Origin of the sequence: Haemophilus parainfluenzae (genome assembly GCF_003252755.1) — a bacterium.
Classification (GTDB): domain Bacteria; phylum Pseudomonadota; class Gammaproteobacteria; order Enterobacterales; family Pasteurellaceae; genus Haemophilus_D; species Haemophilus_D parainfluenzae_N.
In genome coordinates this window covers 374,184-390,108 of the sequence record NZ_QEPT01000001.1, presented here as the reverse complement: position 1 = coordinate 390,108, position 15,925 = coordinate 374,184, and the positions used below count along the sequence as shown (strand labels likewise).

Genomic DNA, 15,925 nt, shown 5'->3' with positions numbered 1-15,925 from the left:
CAGGGCTTTTATTTAATGGAAGATCAATTATTCTTCAGAAGTCACATCTTCAGTACCTTCGTCTTCATCATCCACATCACAAACACGTTCAAGACTGACTACGTGCTCATCTTCTGCGGTACGAATTAAACGAACTCCTTGGGTGTTACGGCCAACGATGCTCACTTCACTGACACGAGTACGTACAAGAGTACCGGCATCGGTGATAAGCATAATTTGGTCGGTTTCTTCTACTTGTGTCGCAGCAACGACTTTGCCGTTACGTTCGCTTACTTTAATCGAAATCACCCCTTTGGTATTACGGGATTTGGTTGGGTATTCGCTTAATTGTGTACGTTTACCATAACCGTTTTGCGTCGCCGTAAGGATTGCACCATCATTTTTCGGCACAACTAAGGATACGACTTTATCGATGTTGAGATCGAGAGTTTCTTCTGCATTATCATCAGAAACGTCTTCAATTTCGACCGCACTTTCATCATCAGCGATGTCATTAGTAAGGGCAAGTTTAATACCGCGTACACCTGTTGCTAAACGACCCATTGCACGTACTGCGCTTTCAGCAAAACGTACTACGCGACCTTGCGAAGAGAACAACATGATTTCGTTAGAACCGTCAGTGATATCCACGCCGATTAATTCATCTTCATCACGTAAGTTCAAGGCGATGATACCGCTTGAACGTGGACGGCTGAATTCAGTTAACGCAATTTTCTTCACAATACCACCAGCCGTTGCCATGATGACGAATTTATCTTCTTCATAAGCAGAGATTGGTAGGATTGCAGTGATACGCTCGTTTTCTTGTAACGGTAGAATATTTACAATCGGACGACCACGCGCACCACGGCTCGCTTGTGGTAATTGATAGACTTTCAACCAATATAAGCGACCACGGCTAGAGAAGCAGAGAATCGTATCGTGAGTATTTGCCACTAAGAGTTTTTCGATGAAGTCTTCATCTTTCATCTTCGTTGCAGATTTACCTTTACCACCACGACGTTGTGCTTCGTAGTCGGTAAGCGGTTGATATTTCACATAACCTTCGTGAGAAAGGGTCACCACTACATCTTCTTGAGCAATTAAATCTTCTAAATCAATATCACCGGAAGCTGCAGTAATTTCAGTACGACGTTCATCCGCGAATTGTGCACGTACTTGTTCAAGTTCTTCACGAATCACTTCCATCAAGCGTTCAGGACTGTTGATGATGTGGAGAAGCTCTGCAATTTTAACCAATAACTCTTTGTATTCATTGATCACTTCTTCGGTAGCAAGACCAGTTAAGCGATGTAAGCGAAGTTCTAAGATTGCATCAACTTGTTCTGGAGAAAGGTAGTAATCCGAATCTTTAATACCAAATTCAGCCGCTAATTCAGCCGGACGTGCCGCCGCATCAAGCAAACCTAAAATTTCGTTATTCAGTTTCCAAGGACGAGAAATTAATTTTTCTGCCGCTTCTTTACGCTCTTTCGATTGACGGATGATGTCAATGATTTCATCGATATTTGAGGTTGCAACCGCTAACCCTTCTAAAATATGCGTACGCTCGCGGGCTTTACGCAATTCAAATAAAGAACGGCGAATCACCACTTCGCGACGGTGCATCACAAAGGCTTCAATGATTTGTTTTAAGTTGAATAAACGCGGTTGACCGTGATCTAAGGCCACCATGTTGATCCCGAAGGTCACCTGCATTTGGGTAAGCGCATAGAGGTGATTTAATACCACTTCGCCTACGGCATCGCGTTTGATGTCGATTTCAATGCGGATCCCTTCTTTGTTAGAAAGGTCGATAATATTGCTGATACCTTCGATTTTTTTATCTTTGATAAGCTCAGCAATTTTTTCCACTAATTTGGCTTTATTCACCTGATAAGGCAATTCGGTCACAATGATTTGCTCTTTGCCTTTATCTGTGGTTTCTACGCTAGCACGAGCGCGAACATACACTTTGCCGCGACCAGTGCGATAAGCTTCTTCAATCCCTTTACGGCCATTAATTAATGCCGCTGTTGGGAAGTCTGGGCCAGGAATATATTGCATTAACTCATCAATAGTGATGTTTTCGTTATCAATATAAGCCAAGCAGCCATCTAAAACTTCATTTAAGTTGTGTGGAGGAATATTCGTTGCCATCCCCACCGCAATACCGGAAGAACCGTTTGCTAAAAGTGCCGGAATACGGGTTGGTAATACGTCCGGAATCATTAATTCGCCATCATAGTTTGGCGAGAAATTCACGGTTTCTTTATCCAAGTCAGTTAATAGCGCTTGGGTAATTTTTTGCATACGAACTTCGGTATAACGCATTGCCGCTGGAGCGTCACCGTCGATTGAACCGAAGTTACCTTGCCCATCTACCAACATGTAGCGCAATGAGAACGGCTGTGCCATACGCACAATGGTGTCATACACCGCAGAATCACCATGCGGGTGATATTTACCGATTACATCACCTACCACACGGGCAGATTTTACGTATTTTTTGCCGGCAGTGATGCCAGATTGATCCATAGAGAAAAGCACACGTCGATGTACCGGTTTTAAACCGTCACGCACATCAGGCAAAGCACGCCCAACAATCACCGACATGGCGTAGTCAAGGTAAGAAGATTTTAGTTCTTCTTCAATATTGACTGGGGTAATAGAGGAATGGATTGAATCCGTCATTTTTATTCCTTTTTTGATCAAAAAATTGCGACGGATTATAGCATAAATTTAAGCGTTTTTGTGTGAAAAGTGCGGTTGATTTTAAAGCAGTTTTTTAATGTGGAAATAAATAAGGCAGACATAAAGTCCGCCTTATGATTGAGAGAAAATCAACTATTTCCAATTTTCTCGTTTAGCTTTTTGTAATTTCGCATAAGCACCAAGTAAAGCTTGGTGTTCTTTAAAGTTTTTAAGCATTTCATCGCTGGCTGGCAAGTTATAGAATGGGTTACCTTTTTCTGCAACTGCGGCCCAAGCTTGTTGAACGGCTTCTTTGCCATACATTCTTTCAAATACAGAACGATATTGTTGTGGATCGCGAGTATTGTCTAAATGCAATTCAATGATACTGATTAAAGCACGATAGTAATTTGCACGTTCTGGCGTAAATACAGAGCTGTTCATATTCATCGTCCAGTTAGCCCAATCTAAGGCTAATTCTAATTCACCTAATGCTAAGTAAAGCATGGATTTGAGCTCACCAACACGTAATGTTGTCCAACCGCTTGCTTTTGGTGCCACGATACCGATAAATTCGCGAACACGTGTGGCATCGTCAATATCTTGCTCATCCAATTCTGCTAACAACTCTTCGTAAGTTTCAGCATCATGATGATGGTGTGGTAAATCTAATAAGATCTCGCGCCAGTCCATCCCCATGTTGTTATTGGCATAAATGAGATCATCAGCAGGGTAGATATCAGACATGCCAGGCACAATAATGCGGCAAGCGTAAACGTCTAAATGATTGTAATCCATGATGTAGACTTCTTTTTCTTCCGCATTAAAGATTGCCATCAAGTTTTCATATTCTTCTTGTGTTGAACCTGAGAAATCCCAATCTGCAAATTCATAATCTGGCGTATTTTTGAATAAATCCCAAGAAATTAAACCGCTAGAATCAATGAAGTGTGTTTCAAGGTTGGCGTGCTCCGCCACATCATCATTATTGAATGATGGAGGAGAGAATACATCGAGATCTTTTAAGCTGCGACCTTGTAAAAGCTCCGTTACTGTACGTTCTAATGCTACTTGGAAATTCGGATGCGCACCGAAAGAGGCAAAGCACGTGCCGTTATTTGGGTTGAGTAATACCACACAAATCACAGGATATTTTCCACCTAATGAGGCATCGAAAGCATAAATAGGGAAGCCTTCTTCCTCTAATTTTGCAATAGAGGCTTGAATGGATGGATAGCGATCCATCACGGATTTTGGAATTTCAGGAAGACTGATGGCTTCTGCAATAATGCGATTTTTCACATAGCGCTCAAAGACTTCAGACAGTCCTTGTACACGCGCTTCATTTTTTGTATTGCCAGCTGACATCCCATTAGAAACATATAAATTCGCAATGATACTTTGTGGAATATAGACGGTTTGTTGATCGGATTGGCGCACATAAGGCATGGCGACGATACCGCGATCGTAATTACCGGATTGCAGGTCCACGAGTAATTCAGGCGTTAGTTCTTGGTTTGGATCGAAATAATCCCATAGATAATCATCTAAAATTCCTTCTGGTAAAAGGGCGTCATCTTCAATTGGAAACCATTTTTCAGTTGGGTAATGAACAAAATCACCGTTAGCAATTTCTTGTCCTAAATAGAAATCAGCAAAAAAATAGTTGGTGGAAAGACGTTCGAAATATTCACCTAATGCAGATGCTAACGCTGCTTTTTTACTTGCGCCTTTGCCGTTAGAAAAACATTGTGGGCAATCCTTATCACGAATGTGTACCGACCATACATTTGGCACAGGATTAAGCCAAGAGGCTTCTTCAATATTGAAACCAAGTGCGGTCAATTTTTGTTGAAATTTTGAAATACTGTCTTCAAGTGCGGCATCTTTGCCGGGAATAAATGTTTGTTCGGTCATAATTGTTCCTGTTATAAAAAGCCCCAGCATCATAGGGGAGTTTAGTGAGCTAATCAAGCATAAAATTTATGCACTTCTGCTCTTGTTTTCCTTGATTTTTAAGGGTAAATTAGCTTGGCGCAGAAAGGTATTTTCTGCGTGGGTAAAATTATAAACAAATCAACCAATTGGGAGATATCATGGCTCAAGGATTTTATGAATTAAAAGTGGCTAAAGATGGACAATTTATGTTCAACTTAAAAGCAGCAAACGGACAAGTGATTTTAACTAGCGAACTTTATAAAACTAAAGCATCAGCTGAAAACGGTATTGCATCAGTACAAAAAAATGGTGTGGATGCGAAAAACTTTGAATATCGCGTAGCGAAAAATGACAAACCTTATTTCGTATTAAAAGCGGCTAACCACCAAGAAATTGGCCGTAGCCAATATTATTCTTCTCAATCTGCAGCAGAAAAAGGCGTTGAGTCAGTGATCAATAACGCATCTTCTGCAGTAATCAAAGAAGTAACAGAATAATCATTCTGTTCTTATTTCTTTAAATGCACCTGCCGGCTCTAAAAACGCCGGCATTTTTGACCGCGCTTTCTCTGGATTCAGTGTTAATGGATAGGTTCGTTTTTGAGCAACGATGACCGTGAGCGGAGAGCAGAGCGTGCTCTTTTCTTGTTTTATAGATAGTCTTTCTTCTGCAATCACATCAAAATTTAATAACGATAACCAGTCAATGACTCGCCAAGTAGCATATTGTCGGAATTTGAAGTTACCTAACTTTGGTTTGAAAAGTAATGGACTCATCGGATTAAATAACGTGATGAAAATCCAGCCGTCATCCTTTAAAACGCGATGAGCTTCACGCAATATTTGGTGAGGATCTTGCGCAAAATTTAAGGTGTTTGCCAACAAGCAGGCATCCATTTCTTTTTCAATAAAAGGCAAGGCTAATGGTGAGGCTTGGATCAAACTGTCACTTTCATTTAAAAGTGCGGTAGAAAAATACGCTGTTTTTTCAGCTAATACAATTTGATGGCGTAAAGGCAAGTCAAAGGCAATTTCGCCACTTAAGGCACCGACTTTCAGAATTTGATAGCCTAAAATTTTTGGTGTCCATTGGGCAAAATAATGTGTTAATACGTTACAATAGGCTTCACCTTGTGGTAACGCTTGCCAACTTTCAGGTGAAAGAAGTGGTTTGTGCCATTTGGCTTTCCAATTCAATGTTAATCCTATTTTCATAAGGTAATTTATGCTAGTTCCTATTCCTGCATTCAATGATAACTATATTTGGCTTTATAGACGAGAAAATTTCCCCGTAATTGTGATCGATATCCCAGAAATAACGCGTTTAATTCCGTATTTAGAATCCAATAAGCTAGACGTAGAGGCGGTGCTATTAACCCATAATCACGATGATCATGTACAAGGTGTCGAGGCGTTTAAGCGATATTATCCCAATGTGCCAGTTTTCGGTCCAACAGAATGCGCAGACAAAGGGGCAACCAATATCGTGGATAGTGGAGTGATTGATACGGCACATTATCATATAGAGGTTTTACCAAGTGGTGGACATACAGCAGGGCATGTCAGCTATTTGGTGGATGGGCATCTATTTTGCGGCGATGCGTTATTTTCTGCGGGCTGTGGTCGCGTGTTCACGGGAAATTTTGCTCAAATGTTTGAAACCATGCAGCGTTTTAAGCAATTACCGAATGAAACCGTGGTTTGCCCGGCTCATGAATATACGCTGGGTAATTTAGCTTTTGCGGAAACCGTATTGGCGGATAAAAGTGCGGTCAAAAATCAACGTGTTTTGGTGGAACGTTATCGAGCAGAGGGTAAACCGAGTTTGCCAACAACGATTGGATTAGAGAAACAAATTAACCCGTTTTTACAAGCAAAAAATTTAGACGAATTTACACAATGGCGTTTAGCGAAAGATAAGTTTTAACTCATTTTAGTTATTTGTTTGAGTTTTTTCTCTTGAAATTTGCTCAATTCTCAACAATTCATTAAAATAGCGAAACTTTTACTTTCTACTTAAGCCGCCTATTCATAAAAGTGCGGTTGTTTTTATTAGGTTTTTATGACCCTTCTTGTTCTAGGCATTAATCATAAAACAGCTTCTGTCGCTGTTCGTGAGAAAGTCGCTTTTTCTGAAGAAAAGCGGCAGCTTGCCTTACAACAAATTCACCAACAAGATTTGGCTGAAAGTGCGGTTATTCTTTCTACCTGTAACCGTACAGAGATTTATCTTCACCATCGTCAAATTTCACCCCAAGAGTGTAAGCAATGGCAAACGAACTGTATAAATTGGTTTGCTAACATTCATCAGCTTTCTGTAGATGAATTAAATAAAAGTATTTACACACATCAAAATCAACAAGCAGCAAATCATTTAATGCGCGTGGCGTGTGGTTTGGATTCATTAATTTTGGGCGAGCCGCAAATTTTAGGACAGGTGAAACAAGCGTTCCAAATCAGTGAAGATTATTATCAAGCGGCGAATATTCCACTTTCAAGCACGCTTTCTCGTTTGTTCCAAAAAACCTTTGCAACAGCAAAACGAGTGCGTACTGAAACCAATATTGGTGAAAGCGCTGTATCGGTGGCTTATGCGGCTTGTAGCCTGGCGCGTCAGATTTTTGAATCTTTACGTGAACTACAAATTTTGCTTGTTGGGGCAGGGGAAACTATTGAATTGGTAAGCCGTCATTTATTACGCCACGGCGTAAAAAAATTGATGATTGCTAACCGCACTTTATCTCGCGCTGAACAGCTGGTGGAAAACTTAGCGTCTAATACACCGATAGAGGTGTATTCTCTTGAAGAGTTGCAAACACCTTTAAATCAAGCGGATATTGTCATCAGCTCAACAGGCAGCCCGAATGTTTTAATCACCAAAGCGATGGCTGAAATTGCGGAAAAAGCACGCCAATTTAAACCGACTTTGATGGTGGATATTGCGGTACCGCGTGATATTGATGAAAACGTCTCGGAATTAGAAAGTGTGTATCATTACACCGTGGATGATTTGCAAGATATTATCCAACGCAATCTTTCTCAACGTGAGCAAGCATCAGAGCAGGCGCAAGATATCATTACACAAGAATGCACGGATTTCTTTGAGTGGTTGAAGGTTCATCAGTTCTCCAATTTGATTCGTCATTATCGTGATGAGGCAGAGAATACTCGCCAAGAATTACTCGAAAAAGCCTTACACCAAATTCAACAAGGCGAGAATGCTGAAAAAATTCTGCAAGAATTGAGTTATAAATTAACGAATAAACTCATTCATGCGCCAACCCAAACCATGCAATCCATGATGAGATCGGGTAATGCAGAAGGGTTGCATGCCTTTTCAAATGCGTTGCATTTAACCCATCCTTTAAATGAAAAAAACGATTAAATTTTTGACCGCACTTTTCAGTAGCGCATCGTTACTGATGAGTGTGCCAGCCCTAGCGGAATACCGAACTTTTGATGATGGCAATATTACTTACGGAATTTTTCAAGCAAAGCCCGAAGAAGTACAGCTACATTGGAAAGATGCCGAAGGTAAAGATTATCAAAGTTTAACGCGTCTCAAAAATGCCTTAGAGCCTAGCTATAACGTGAAAATGATCATGAATGCAGGCATTTATAGCATGAATAACACGCCAGCGGGATTATGGATTGAGCATGGAAAAGAGCTCAATGCGTTAAATACAAAATCAGGCAAAGGTAACTTTCATGTACAACCCAATGGTGTGTTTGCCATTGCAAAAAATAAGCCCTACATTTTAACAACAGCGGATTATCAGAAAAGCAAACTCAAGCCGGATTTTGCGTTGCAATCAGGCCCGATGTTGATTATTCATGGCAAAATGAATTCGCAATTTAAAGCAAATCTAGAAAGCTATCATAAGCGTAATGCAGTGTGTTTGACGAAGCAAAATGAATTACTATTTTTGATGACGATAAAAGGTGAGCCTAATCTTTATACCTTGAGTCAAGGTTTGCTTAAAATTGGTTGCCAGGATGCTTTATATCTTGATGGAACCATTTCTAATTGGTACATTCCAGGGCAATTTAGCTCTTTGCATTGGAAGCATTTTGTGGGAATGATCTCCGTTCTTGATGTGAACAAAAAATAGCAAAAGCGTTTTATTTATAATCAACTAAATCAAAAAATCCGTTTTTTGCAAAAAAATGATTGACGAGAATAGGTCAAATCAGGATAATACGCCCCGCAAAGCCGATAAGGTAAAGCAAATGATGGCTACATAGCTCAGTTGGTTAGAGCACAACACTCATAATGTTGGGGTCGCAAGTTCGAATCTCGCTGTAGCCACCAAATTTGCGGGACTGGCGAAATTGGTAGACGCACCAGATTTAGGTTCTGGCGCCGAGAGGTGTGTGGGTTCAAGTCCCTCGTCCCGCACCATTTATCAGCTTGTAGTCAAATAGTAGTTGGGGTATCGCCAAGCGGTAAGGCACCGGGTTTTGATCTCGGCATCCCTAGGTTCGAATCCTAGTACCCCAGCCATACTATCTAAATAAAATCTTCTTTATTTCCAATCAAAGAATTTCAGTTGGGGTATCGCCAAGCGGTAAGGCACCGGGTTTTGATCTCGGCATCCCTAGGTTCGAATCCTAGTACCCCAGCCATCTTATTTTCTCTATTTCTTTTGTATAAAAAATGCGATTAAATTTAACCGCACTTTGTTCTATTCGTCAGTTGTTATTTACTACAAATTTTACTGTCTTTATATAAAAGAAAAGCCACCTTGCGGTGACCTTTCATATTGATTATTTTAATTCTACTAAAGTTAAATTACACTGTGCAGTTGATGCTGAAGGTAATGCCTCATAATCTTTACCTGCTTGGGGGGTGAATACAAGTTTTTTGCCTAGGCAATGTTCATGTACTATGAACTGATGATTGGTTATATAATTAGCACCATCGGGTGTAATAATTTCACTTTGTAGAGTGATTTCAGCCCCTGATGGGATTATAAATTCTTTAAAAAAAGTACCAGAACCTATTTCATTGAATTGACTAGGATTCATACTTGCACTAGAGCTTGGCATGCCAATAGATTCATTCCCTTTAAGATAGAGTAATGAGCTGAAAGATTGTCCAATGCTTCCTCCAACATTCACTTTTTCTGTTTTTCCATCCTGTTTTACTTCCATCTCGGTATAGCGCCCATTTTGTCCATATAGACGGATACGTGCATCAGTTTGTGGATTATAAGTTTTTCCTGCATTTGATAGCTCGGTGTTTACACAGCCTGAAAGTAGTAATGCTGCTGTACTGATAAGCATCAATTTTTTCATGATTTTTCCTTTTGTTAATGATAGAAAATAGTGAATTAATGTTCTCTTGTTTTAAAGAAGGTGACGTCTGGATAACGTTCTTGTGCTAGATTTAGATTTACCATGGTAGGTGCAATGTAAGTAAGATTATCACCGCCATCTAATGCTAGATTTTGCTCATTTTTACGTTTGAACTCTTCAAATTTTTTGTTATCCGCACATTCTACCCAACGAGCCGTTGCGACATTGACCGTTTCGTAAATGGCTTCAACGTTATATTCTGATTTCAAACGAGAAACAACCACATCAAACTGTAATACACCGACTGCGCCAACAATCAAATCATTATTACTTAATGGGCGGAACACTTGAACAGCACCTTCTTCAGAAAGTTGTACTAAGCCTTTTAACAATTGTTTTTGTTTAAGAGGATCTTTCAAACGAATACGACGGAATAATTCAGGGGCAAAGTTTGGAATACCGGTAAATTTAAGCTCTTCGCCTTGCGTAAAGGTATCACCAATTTGAATAGTACCGTGATTGTGCAAACCGATAATATCGCCAGCATAAGCCTCATCTGCATGAGTACGATCCCCCGCCATAAAGGTGAGGGCGTCAGAAATGACTACATCTTTACCAATACGCACGTGTTTAAGTTTCATCCCTTTTTCGTATTTACCAGAAACTACGCGTAGGAAAGCCACGCGGTCGCGGTGTTTTGGATCCATATTGGCTTGGATTTTAAACACGAAACCAGTGAATTTTTCTTCTTCAGCTAAGACTTTACGCGTATCAGCTTGACGAGCTTGTGGTGCAGGTGCCCATTCGGTTAAACCATCTAAGAAATGATCGACACCGAAGTTACCTAATGCCGTACCGAAAAAGACTGGCGTTAATTCACCACTTAAGAATAAATCTAAATCGAATTCATTACTTGCACCTTTTACAAGCTCTAATTCATCACGTAATTGTTGGGCTAAGTCATCGCCTACGGCAGCGTCTAATTCAGGGCTATTTAAGCCTTTCACAATACGTACTTCTTGAATAGTAGAGCCTTGTCCACTTTGATAAAGATAGGTTTCATCTTTATATAAATGATAAACCCCTTTAAACAATTTACCGCAACCAATCGGCCAAGTAATCGGCGCACAATCGATTTTTAATACGCTTTCCACTTCATCTAATAATTCCATTGGATCGCGAATATCACGGTCAAGTTTATTCATGAAAGTGATAATTGGCGTATCGCGCAAACGGGTCACTTCCATTAATTTAATGGTACGTTCCTCAACCCCTTTTGCCGAGTCGATAACCATTAAGCAGCTATCCACGGCCGTTAAAGTGCGGTAGGTATCTTCCGAGAAATCCTCATGCCCCGGCGTATCTAATAAATTCACTAAGCATTCATTGTAAGGGAATTGCATCACAGAAGTGGTAATGGAAATACCACGTTGTTTTTCCATTTCCATCCAGTCAGATTTTGCATGCTGTGCAGAGCCTTTACCTTTTACTGAGCCTGCTTTTTGAATGGCATTGCCGTATAACAATACTTTTTCAGTGATGGTGGTTTTACCCGCGTCAGGGTGGGAAATAATCGCAAATGTGCGACGTTTATTCACTTCTTCTAATGGATAATTCATTTGTCTTGTTTCTTCTGTTTTAAATGATGCTGTATTGTCGCTGATTTTCAGATTGAGCTCAAATTAAATTAGGAAAATAGCGATTTTGTCGTGAATTAGCTAAAAATATCACTTAAAACCGCTTATTTTTTAACCTTTGCAAGCGTTTGCGTTGGTTATGTTATAAACATTATGATTGTTTAATTCTATTTATATGTAATTAATTAATATTTAAAACCTTTCGTAGAGTAATAGTGATTCTCAAAAATTTGTAGCACCTATTTATAGGTATCTGATTTAACTAAATGTTTTATTTAATTTTAAAGTGAATTGTTTACTATTAGTTAATAAATGACGACATAGGCTGCTTTTTATAGTTCATAAATAATTGGTCCGATGAGTTTGGTTTATTTTGCTGTGCTAGCTTAATTGCGACTGGAATATACCGATTTCAGTTTTCAATCACCGATTGAATAATATTTTCTCATTGAGGAATCTTGAGGTAAAAATGAAAAAACAAACTTTTTGTTTTAAACAATTATTGCTTATTGCATTTGGTTTGTGTTCAGCATCTACATTTGTTTATGGGAGCACACAAAATGTAACTGTTAGCGGAGCGGTTGAGAACTCTTCTTCTGGTAGTGGTAAAGCAATGATTAACGTTGGTTCAGCTGTCGGAAAAACTGTTGGTAATAACACCCAAAATGTTGTTGTTAATGGTTCCTTAGTGAATAAGGCGTCAGGTAGCGGTAAAGCCAGCATAAATGTTGGATCATCAGTAAATGATGGCGGAAGCCATAATCAGTCAGTTAGTGTTGGTTCAATTGTTAATTCTTCTTCAGGTGGTAAATCTGAAGTGAATATCGGTTCCGTTGTTAAGGATGATTAGTCCTTAGTTCGGAAATCATGATTATATTAAATAATCATTAATTTTAATAAGCATAGTAATGCTCAATTTCTTTTTAAAGAGGAAAAACAATGAAAAACTTAGTTAAAATTAGTGCAGCGGCAATCTTTGCAGCAAGTTTAGCTTTATCTGCAAATGCAAAAGTAACTATTGGCGGTAATAACGATCAGTCAGTTAATGTTCAAGGTGCTGTGGCAAATGGTGCTCAAGGTATGGGTAAAGCTGTTCAAAACTTAGCATCTAACCATGGTAAAGTAACTATTGGTGGGAATAATAAACAAAGTGTGAATATTCAAGGTGCTGTAGGTAATATTTCTTGGGGGGCAGGTAAAGCAATCCAAAATGTAGCATCTAACAGTAGCGATGAATAATTTTTTAATTAATTGGTTATTGGCTTTTGCCAATAACCAATTTTGATTTGATATATCTATATGAATGTTGGTTGATATCATGAAAAAACTATACATTTTAATACTTTCTTTGGCGAGTATATTATTCTTTTGTATTTCTTCCTCTATAGCTGCTGAACTTGCACCGAGAAAAGAGATTGGTCCATTAGATCAAGCTAAAGTACAGAAGGTTCAAGCTCAAAAATGGTCAAGGATGTCAACATTTGATGATATGGGAAGTGAGTTTGATGATAATTCAATCTCTTCGACATCAACCACAGGTGTTGGGGGGATTAGTGGACGCTCCAGAGGCTGTGTTACAAATGTTGGAAATGTTGTCCAAAAGAAAGGTTTAAGTTCTGGTCGTTATGGGCCTAAAAATAAGAATGATAATGTCGTTGTAATAAAAGGCGATGTTGTGAATGTATGTAAATAATTAATTATAATAAAATTTGGATATCTATTATGAAATTCTCTCGAACTCTTATTTCATATTTTTTAATTTCTAATCTAGTAGGCTGCTCTTTATCACCTACAAATCTGAAAGATGATGAACCCTATATCGGTTCAACAACAACTCATAACCTTCCAGCAGTAGAGCCAGTTCGTGCCATTACTAGCTTTAGCGATAGCTTAGGTTGTATGGATGACTTACTACGTCAAAGCAATATAGGTGAAACAGTTGTTGCAGTTAAAACAGTTAAGGACCCATCAGGCAAAGCAGCTGTAGCAGCAGGTGAAATGATTGTGACAGCATTATCACAAATGTCAAAAACGAGTGGAGCATTTAAAGTTGCTGATTTTGAAGTCGATCCATTAAAACAAGATACAGTTCAAACATTAACAAATTTACTTCTTCCTACAGGTTCTATGGCCATTCCCGCACCACAGTTATATATTTCTGGTGCAATTTCTTATCTTGATCAAGGCGTTTTAAGAAAATCAAATAGCGCAGGCGTATCTTATGGTGAAAATGGTGAATTAGGTATATCTGGTGACTTACAGACAACAGCACTTGGACTTGAATTACATATTGGAGATTTTTTAACGAGAACATTATATCCAGGTATAGATTCAGCTAATGAGATTGTTGCAGCTAATAAAGGATTTGGTATTGATGGTGGCGCGAAGATAAAGAAAACGGGTGTTCAATTTTCTTTAGAACGCAATTTATCTCAAGGTGTTGGTGGTGCAATGCGAACCCTTGTTGATTTGGGAACGATTGAGTTAGTGGGTAAGTTAACTAAAGTTCCTTACTGGCAATGTTTATCACTTGACCAAGCTCATCCTGAATTCCAACGTGAATTATTAGATTGGTATGGTGGCATGGGGGAGCGAAGTAAAGTGAAATTCTTCCAAACTGGATTGAAAAATTTAGGTTATTACAGTGGAAAAGTCGATGGTAAGAGTTCAAAAGAGTTCCGTGAAGCACTATCTGCATTCCAAAAAGATAATAAAGCGACGCCTTCTGGTTTCATTAATTTTGAAAGCTATGAACGCTTAATGAAAAATTATGTAAAAACAGATGCAAATGGTAACTTCAAAAAAGTTGGCCTAGAACCATCGGACGATAAAGAAGATCAACCTCGAGATGGGTATCCTGTATTAAATTCTGATAGAGATGCACCAATTAATGTAGGGATCAATTTAAATAAGTCGACATATCGCCGAGGTGATAAATTAGAGTTAGATGTCAATGTAGATAGGGATTCGACCTATTTAGCGTGTTTCTACCAAGATACATCTAAAAGTATTACTCAGGTTTACCCAAATCCCGTTCAGGGAGAGAGTATAACCTCTAAAAATAGCCCGCTGAAAATTCCAGGTTCTGATGCATTTACTTTAAGTTTAAATGAAAAAGGTAAAGAAAGTGTGATGTGTATGGCTTCATATTATAGTGTGGCGGATAAGCTTCAAACTAACTTCGGTGATGCATTTAACCCGCTTAAAGTGAAGGATATGAAAGCCTTATCTGAGCAATTAAAAACAATCTTTGGCGATGATTTAAAAGGTATCAAAACAGTTAGTTATCAAGTGAAGTAAACAAATAATCCTGGAGGTCGATATGTCAAAAAAATATTCAACATCTAAATTATTTGTTTATGCCTTACTTGCAGGAATTCCGGTTTCTTACGGTCAAATTGTCATTAATAAACCAATTGAGCCTAAGAATCCAGCTGTTCAGCAAGAGCAAAATACGGGATTTTCTCTGGCATTTGCTTATGAAAGTTACCGTAATAAGGATTATCAAAATGCTTATGATGAATTCGAACATTTTGTCTTGCAAAATAATCCAAAGGCGTTAATGGCAAATGGCTATTTGCTATTTAGTGGGAATTTACCGAGAGATTTTGCAAAAGCTAATCAATATTTAGCGCAAGTGGCCTCTCTAAAATATGCCAGAGCAATATATTTGCAAGGTCTATTAGAAAAATACCAAAAAGGTTTAAGTCAGTTTAATGCAAAGGCTGAGCGATTGGTTAATGAGGCTGCAGTGATGGGAGATTATGCAGCAGCCAATGCCTTGGCTAATTTCCATTTTCAAAAAGGAAATTATGCATTAGCTCAGCGCTGGAATGAAAAAGCGATTGGCTTAGGAAGCCCAGCTGCAAGACAGAATCAACGTGTTATCTCAAATCGCCAATATGAGCCAGCCGTTCAAACAGTACCTAAGACTGTTTCTTCACCACCAAATACAGGTGTGATTGGAGAATTAAGAGAACGCTCCCAAGCTGGAGATGCAGGAGCGAGCTACGATTTGGCAGTTCGCTTCCATAAAGGTGTGGGAGTGGCTGTGAATTTTGGTGAGGCAATTCGGTTATACCAATTAGCTGCAGAGCAGGGAAGTGCTGAAGCGCAAAAAGTATTACCTATCTTGTTATCAAAAAGAACAACGGGGGGCAATATTAATAGTATGTGGATGCAACGAATGTCAAATATGCTTCCAAGCCCTGTCGTAGTTCAACAGGATGCACATTATACACATACAGTTAAAACTGAAAATAATATTGCTGGCTTTGATACAGAAAAAGCCACCAAAGCTATAACAACTTTGCGGGAAGATGATCCATTAGAAGGGTTATTAACTTTGGAACCAAGTCGTTAATTTATTTAAAGTAAATA

General features: G+C 39.0%; 14 protein-coding genes and 4 tRNA genes. 13 read left to right on the top strand and 5 right to left on the bottom strand.

Annotated features, from left to right (window positions below; all coding sequences use genetic code 11):
• Positions 1-27 precede the first annotated feature (27 nt).
• Positions 28-2,673: a DNA topoisomerase (ATP-hydrolyzing) subunit A gene (gene gyrA, locus DPV95_RS01870; protein WP_049366060.1), complete on the bottom strand. Its 2,646-nt coding sequence runs from the start codon at positions 2,671-2,673 to the stop codon at positions 28-30.
• A 153-nt stretch (positions 2,674-2,826) separates the two neighbouring features.
• The gene (gene ycaO, locus DPV95_RS01865) at positions 2,827-4,590 is read right to left on the bottom strand and encodes a 30S ribosomal protein S12 methylthiotransferase accessory factor YcaO (protein ID WP_111406566.1); all 1,764 of its coding nucleotides are present in this window, start codon (positions 4,588-4,590) and stop codon (positions 2,827-2,829) included.
• A gap of 179 nt (positions 4,591-4,769) precedes the next feature.
• Between ycaO and DPV95_RS01860 the strand changes: the two genes are divergently transcribed.
• Positions 4,770-5,108 carry a YegP family protein gene (locus DPV95_RS01860; RefSeq protein ID WP_111406565.1) on the top strand — a complete coding sequence of 113 codons (339 nt, stop codon included), beginning with the start codon at positions 4,770-4,772 and terminating at the stop codon, positions 5,106-5,108.
• Here DPV95_RS01860 and DPV95_RS01855 read toward each other — a convergent pair whose 3' ends face one another.
• A complete protein-coding gene (locus DPV95_RS01855) occupies positions 5,109-5,807 on the bottom strand; it encodes a class I SAM-dependent methyltransferase (protein ID WP_111406595.1) in 699 nt (232 codons plus the stop codon). It abuts the gene before it with no gap.
• Between the two features lie 28 nt (positions 5,808-5,835).
• On the opposite strand from DPV95_RS01855, the gene gloB reads away from it, so the two are divergent.
• From gloB to DPV95_RS01820, 7 genes are all read left to right on the top strand, one after another.
• Positions 5,836-6,537 carry a hydroxyacylglutathione hydrolase gene (gene gloB / locus DPV95_RS01850; RefSeq protein ID WP_111406564.1) on the top strand — a complete coding sequence of 234 codons (702 nt, stop codon included), beginning with the start codon at positions 5,836-5,838 and terminating at the stop codon, positions 6,535-6,537.
• Between the two features lie 135 nt (positions 6,538-6,672).
• Positions 6,673-7,995: a glutamyl-tRNA reductase gene (hemA, locus tag DPV95_RS01845; protein WP_111406563.1), complete on the top strand. Its 1,323-nt coding sequence runs from the start codon at positions 6,673-6,675 to the stop codon at positions 7,993-7,995.
• On the top strand, positions 7,979-8,722 hold the full coding sequence (locus DPV95_RS01840) for a phosphodiester glycosidase family protein (RefSeq protein ID WP_111406562.1): 744 nt from the start codon (positions 7,979-7,981) through the stop codon (positions 8,720-8,722). The genes hemA and DPV95_RS01840 overlap by 17 nt, the downstream gene beginning before the upstream one ends.
• 123 nt (positions 8,723-8,845) lie before the next feature.
• Positions 8,846-8,922, top strand: a tRNA-Met gene (locus tag DPV95_RS01835).
• A gap of 5 nt (positions 8,923-8,927) precedes the next feature.
• A tRNA-Leu gene (locus tag DPV95_RS01830) sits at positions 8,928-9,012 on the top strand.
• A 27-nt stretch (positions 9,013-9,039) separates the two neighbouring features.
• A tRNA-Gln gene (locus DPV95_RS01825) sits at positions 9,040-9,114 on the top strand.
• A 47-nt stretch (positions 9,115-9,161) separates the two neighbouring features.
• Positions 9,162-9,236 (top strand) — tRNA-Gln (locus DPV95_RS01820).
• Between the two features lie 141 nt (positions 9,237-9,377).
• On the opposite strand, the gene DPV95_RS01815 is transcribed toward DPV95_RS01820, so the two are convergent.
• The gene (locus DPV95_RS01815; RefSeq protein ID WP_111406561.1) at positions 9,378-9,908 is read right to left on the bottom strand and encodes a hypothetical protein; all 531 of its coding nucleotides are present in this window, start codon (positions 9,906-9,908) and stop codon (positions 9,378-9,380) included.
• A gap of 35 nt (positions 9,909-9,943) precedes the next feature.
• A complete protein-coding gene (gene prfC / locus DPV95_RS01810) occupies positions 9,944-11,527 on the bottom strand; it encodes a peptide chain release factor 3 (RefSeq protein ID WP_111406560.1) in 1,584 nt (527 codons plus the stop codon).
• A gap of 487 nt (positions 11,528-12,014) precedes the next feature.
• On the opposite strand from prfC, the gene DPV95_RS01805 reads away from it, so the two are divergent.
• From DPV95_RS01805 to DPV95_RS01785, 5 genes are all read left to right on the top strand, one after another.
• Positions 12,015-12,395 (top strand): hypothetical protein, encoded by a 381-nt coding sequence (locus DPV95_RS01805; RefSeq protein WP_111406559.1) that lies wholly within the window; start codon positions 12,015-12,017, stop codon positions 12,393-12,395.
• Between the two features lie 89 nt (positions 12,396-12,484).
• Positions 12,485-12,784, top strand: a complete 300-nt coding sequence (locus tag DPV95_RS01800) for a hypothetical protein (RefSeq protein ID WP_111406558.1) — start codon at positions 12,485-12,487, stop codon at positions 12,782-12,784.
• Between the two features lie 79 nt (positions 12,785-12,863).
• Positions 12,864-13,238, top strand: coding sequence for a hypothetical protein (locus DPV95_RS01795; RefSeq protein ID WP_111406557.1), 375 nt, complete (start codon positions 12,864-12,866; stop codon positions 13,236-13,238).
• Positions 13,239-13,267: 29 nt separating this feature from the next.
• Complete coding sequence (locus DPV95_RS01790; RefSeq protein ID WP_243583145.1) at positions 13,268-14,845, top strand: DUF4384 domain-containing protein; 1,578 nt, start codon at positions 13,268-13,270, stop codon at positions 14,843-14,845.
• A gap of 22 nt (positions 14,846-14,867) precedes the next feature.
• Positions 14,868-15,908 (top strand): tetratricopeptide repeat protein, encoded by a 1,041-nt coding sequence (locus DPV95_RS01785; protein ID WP_111406556.1) that lies wholly within the window; start codon positions 14,868-14,870, stop codon positions 15,906-15,908.
• Positions 15,909-15,925: the final 17 nt, after the last annotated feature.

What these genes read in the sequence shown, in the direction of transcription:
- DPV95_RS01860 (WP_111406565.1), top strand. Translation starts at nt 4,770, where the DNA reads ATGGCTCAAGGATTTTATGAATTAAAAGTGGCTAAAGATGGACAATTT.
- gloB (WP_111406564.1), top strand. Translation starts at nt 5,836, where the DNA reads ATGCTAGTTCCTATTCCTGCATTCAATGATAACTATATTTGGCTTTAT.
- DPV95_RS01785 (WP_111406556.1), top strand. Translation starts at nt 14,868, where the DNA reads ATGTCAAAAAAATATTCAACATCTAAATTATTTGTTTATGCCTTACTT.
- DPV95_RS01805 (WP_111406559.1), top strand. Translation starts at nt 12,015, where the DNA reads ATGAAAAAACAAACTTTTTGTTTTAAACAATTATTGCTTATTGCATTT.
- DPV95_RS01795 (WP_111406557.1), top strand. Translation starts at nt 12,864, where the DNA reads ATGAAAAAACTATACATTTTAATACTTTCTTTGGCGAGTATATTATTC.
- DPV95_RS01815 (WP_111406561.1), bottom strand. Translation starts at nt 9,908, where the DNA reads ATGAAAAAATTGATGCTTATCAGTACAGCAGCATTACTACTTTCAGGC.
- ycaO (WP_111406566.1), bottom strand. Translation starts at nt 4,590, where the DNA reads ATGACCGAACAAACATTTATTCCCGGCAAAGATGCCGCACTTGAAGAC.
- hemA (WP_111406563.1), top strand. Translation starts at nt 6,673, where the DNA reads ATGACCCTTCTTGTTCTAGGCATTAATCATAAAACAGCTTCTGTCGCT.
- DPV95_RS01790 (WP_243583145.1), top strand. Translation starts at nt 13,268, where the DNA reads ATGAAATTCTCTCGAACTCTTATTTCATATTTTTTAATTTCTAATCTA.
- DPV95_RS01840 (WP_111406562.1), top strand. Translation starts at nt 7,979, where the DNA reads ATGAAAAAAACGATTAAATTTTTGACCGCACTTTTCAGTAGCGCATCG.
- gyrA (WP_049366060.1), bottom strand. Translation starts at nt 2,673, where the DNA reads ATGACGGATTCAATCCATTCCTCTATTACCCCAGTCAATATTGAAGAA.
- DPV95_RS01800 (WP_111406558.1), top strand. Translation starts at nt 12,485, where the DNA reads ATGAAAAACTTAGTTAAAATTAGTGCAGCGGCAATCTTTGCAGCAAGT.
- prfC (WP_111406560.1), bottom strand. Translation starts at nt 11,527, where the DNA reads ATGAATTATCCATTAGAAGAAGTGAATAAACGTCGCACATTTGCGATT.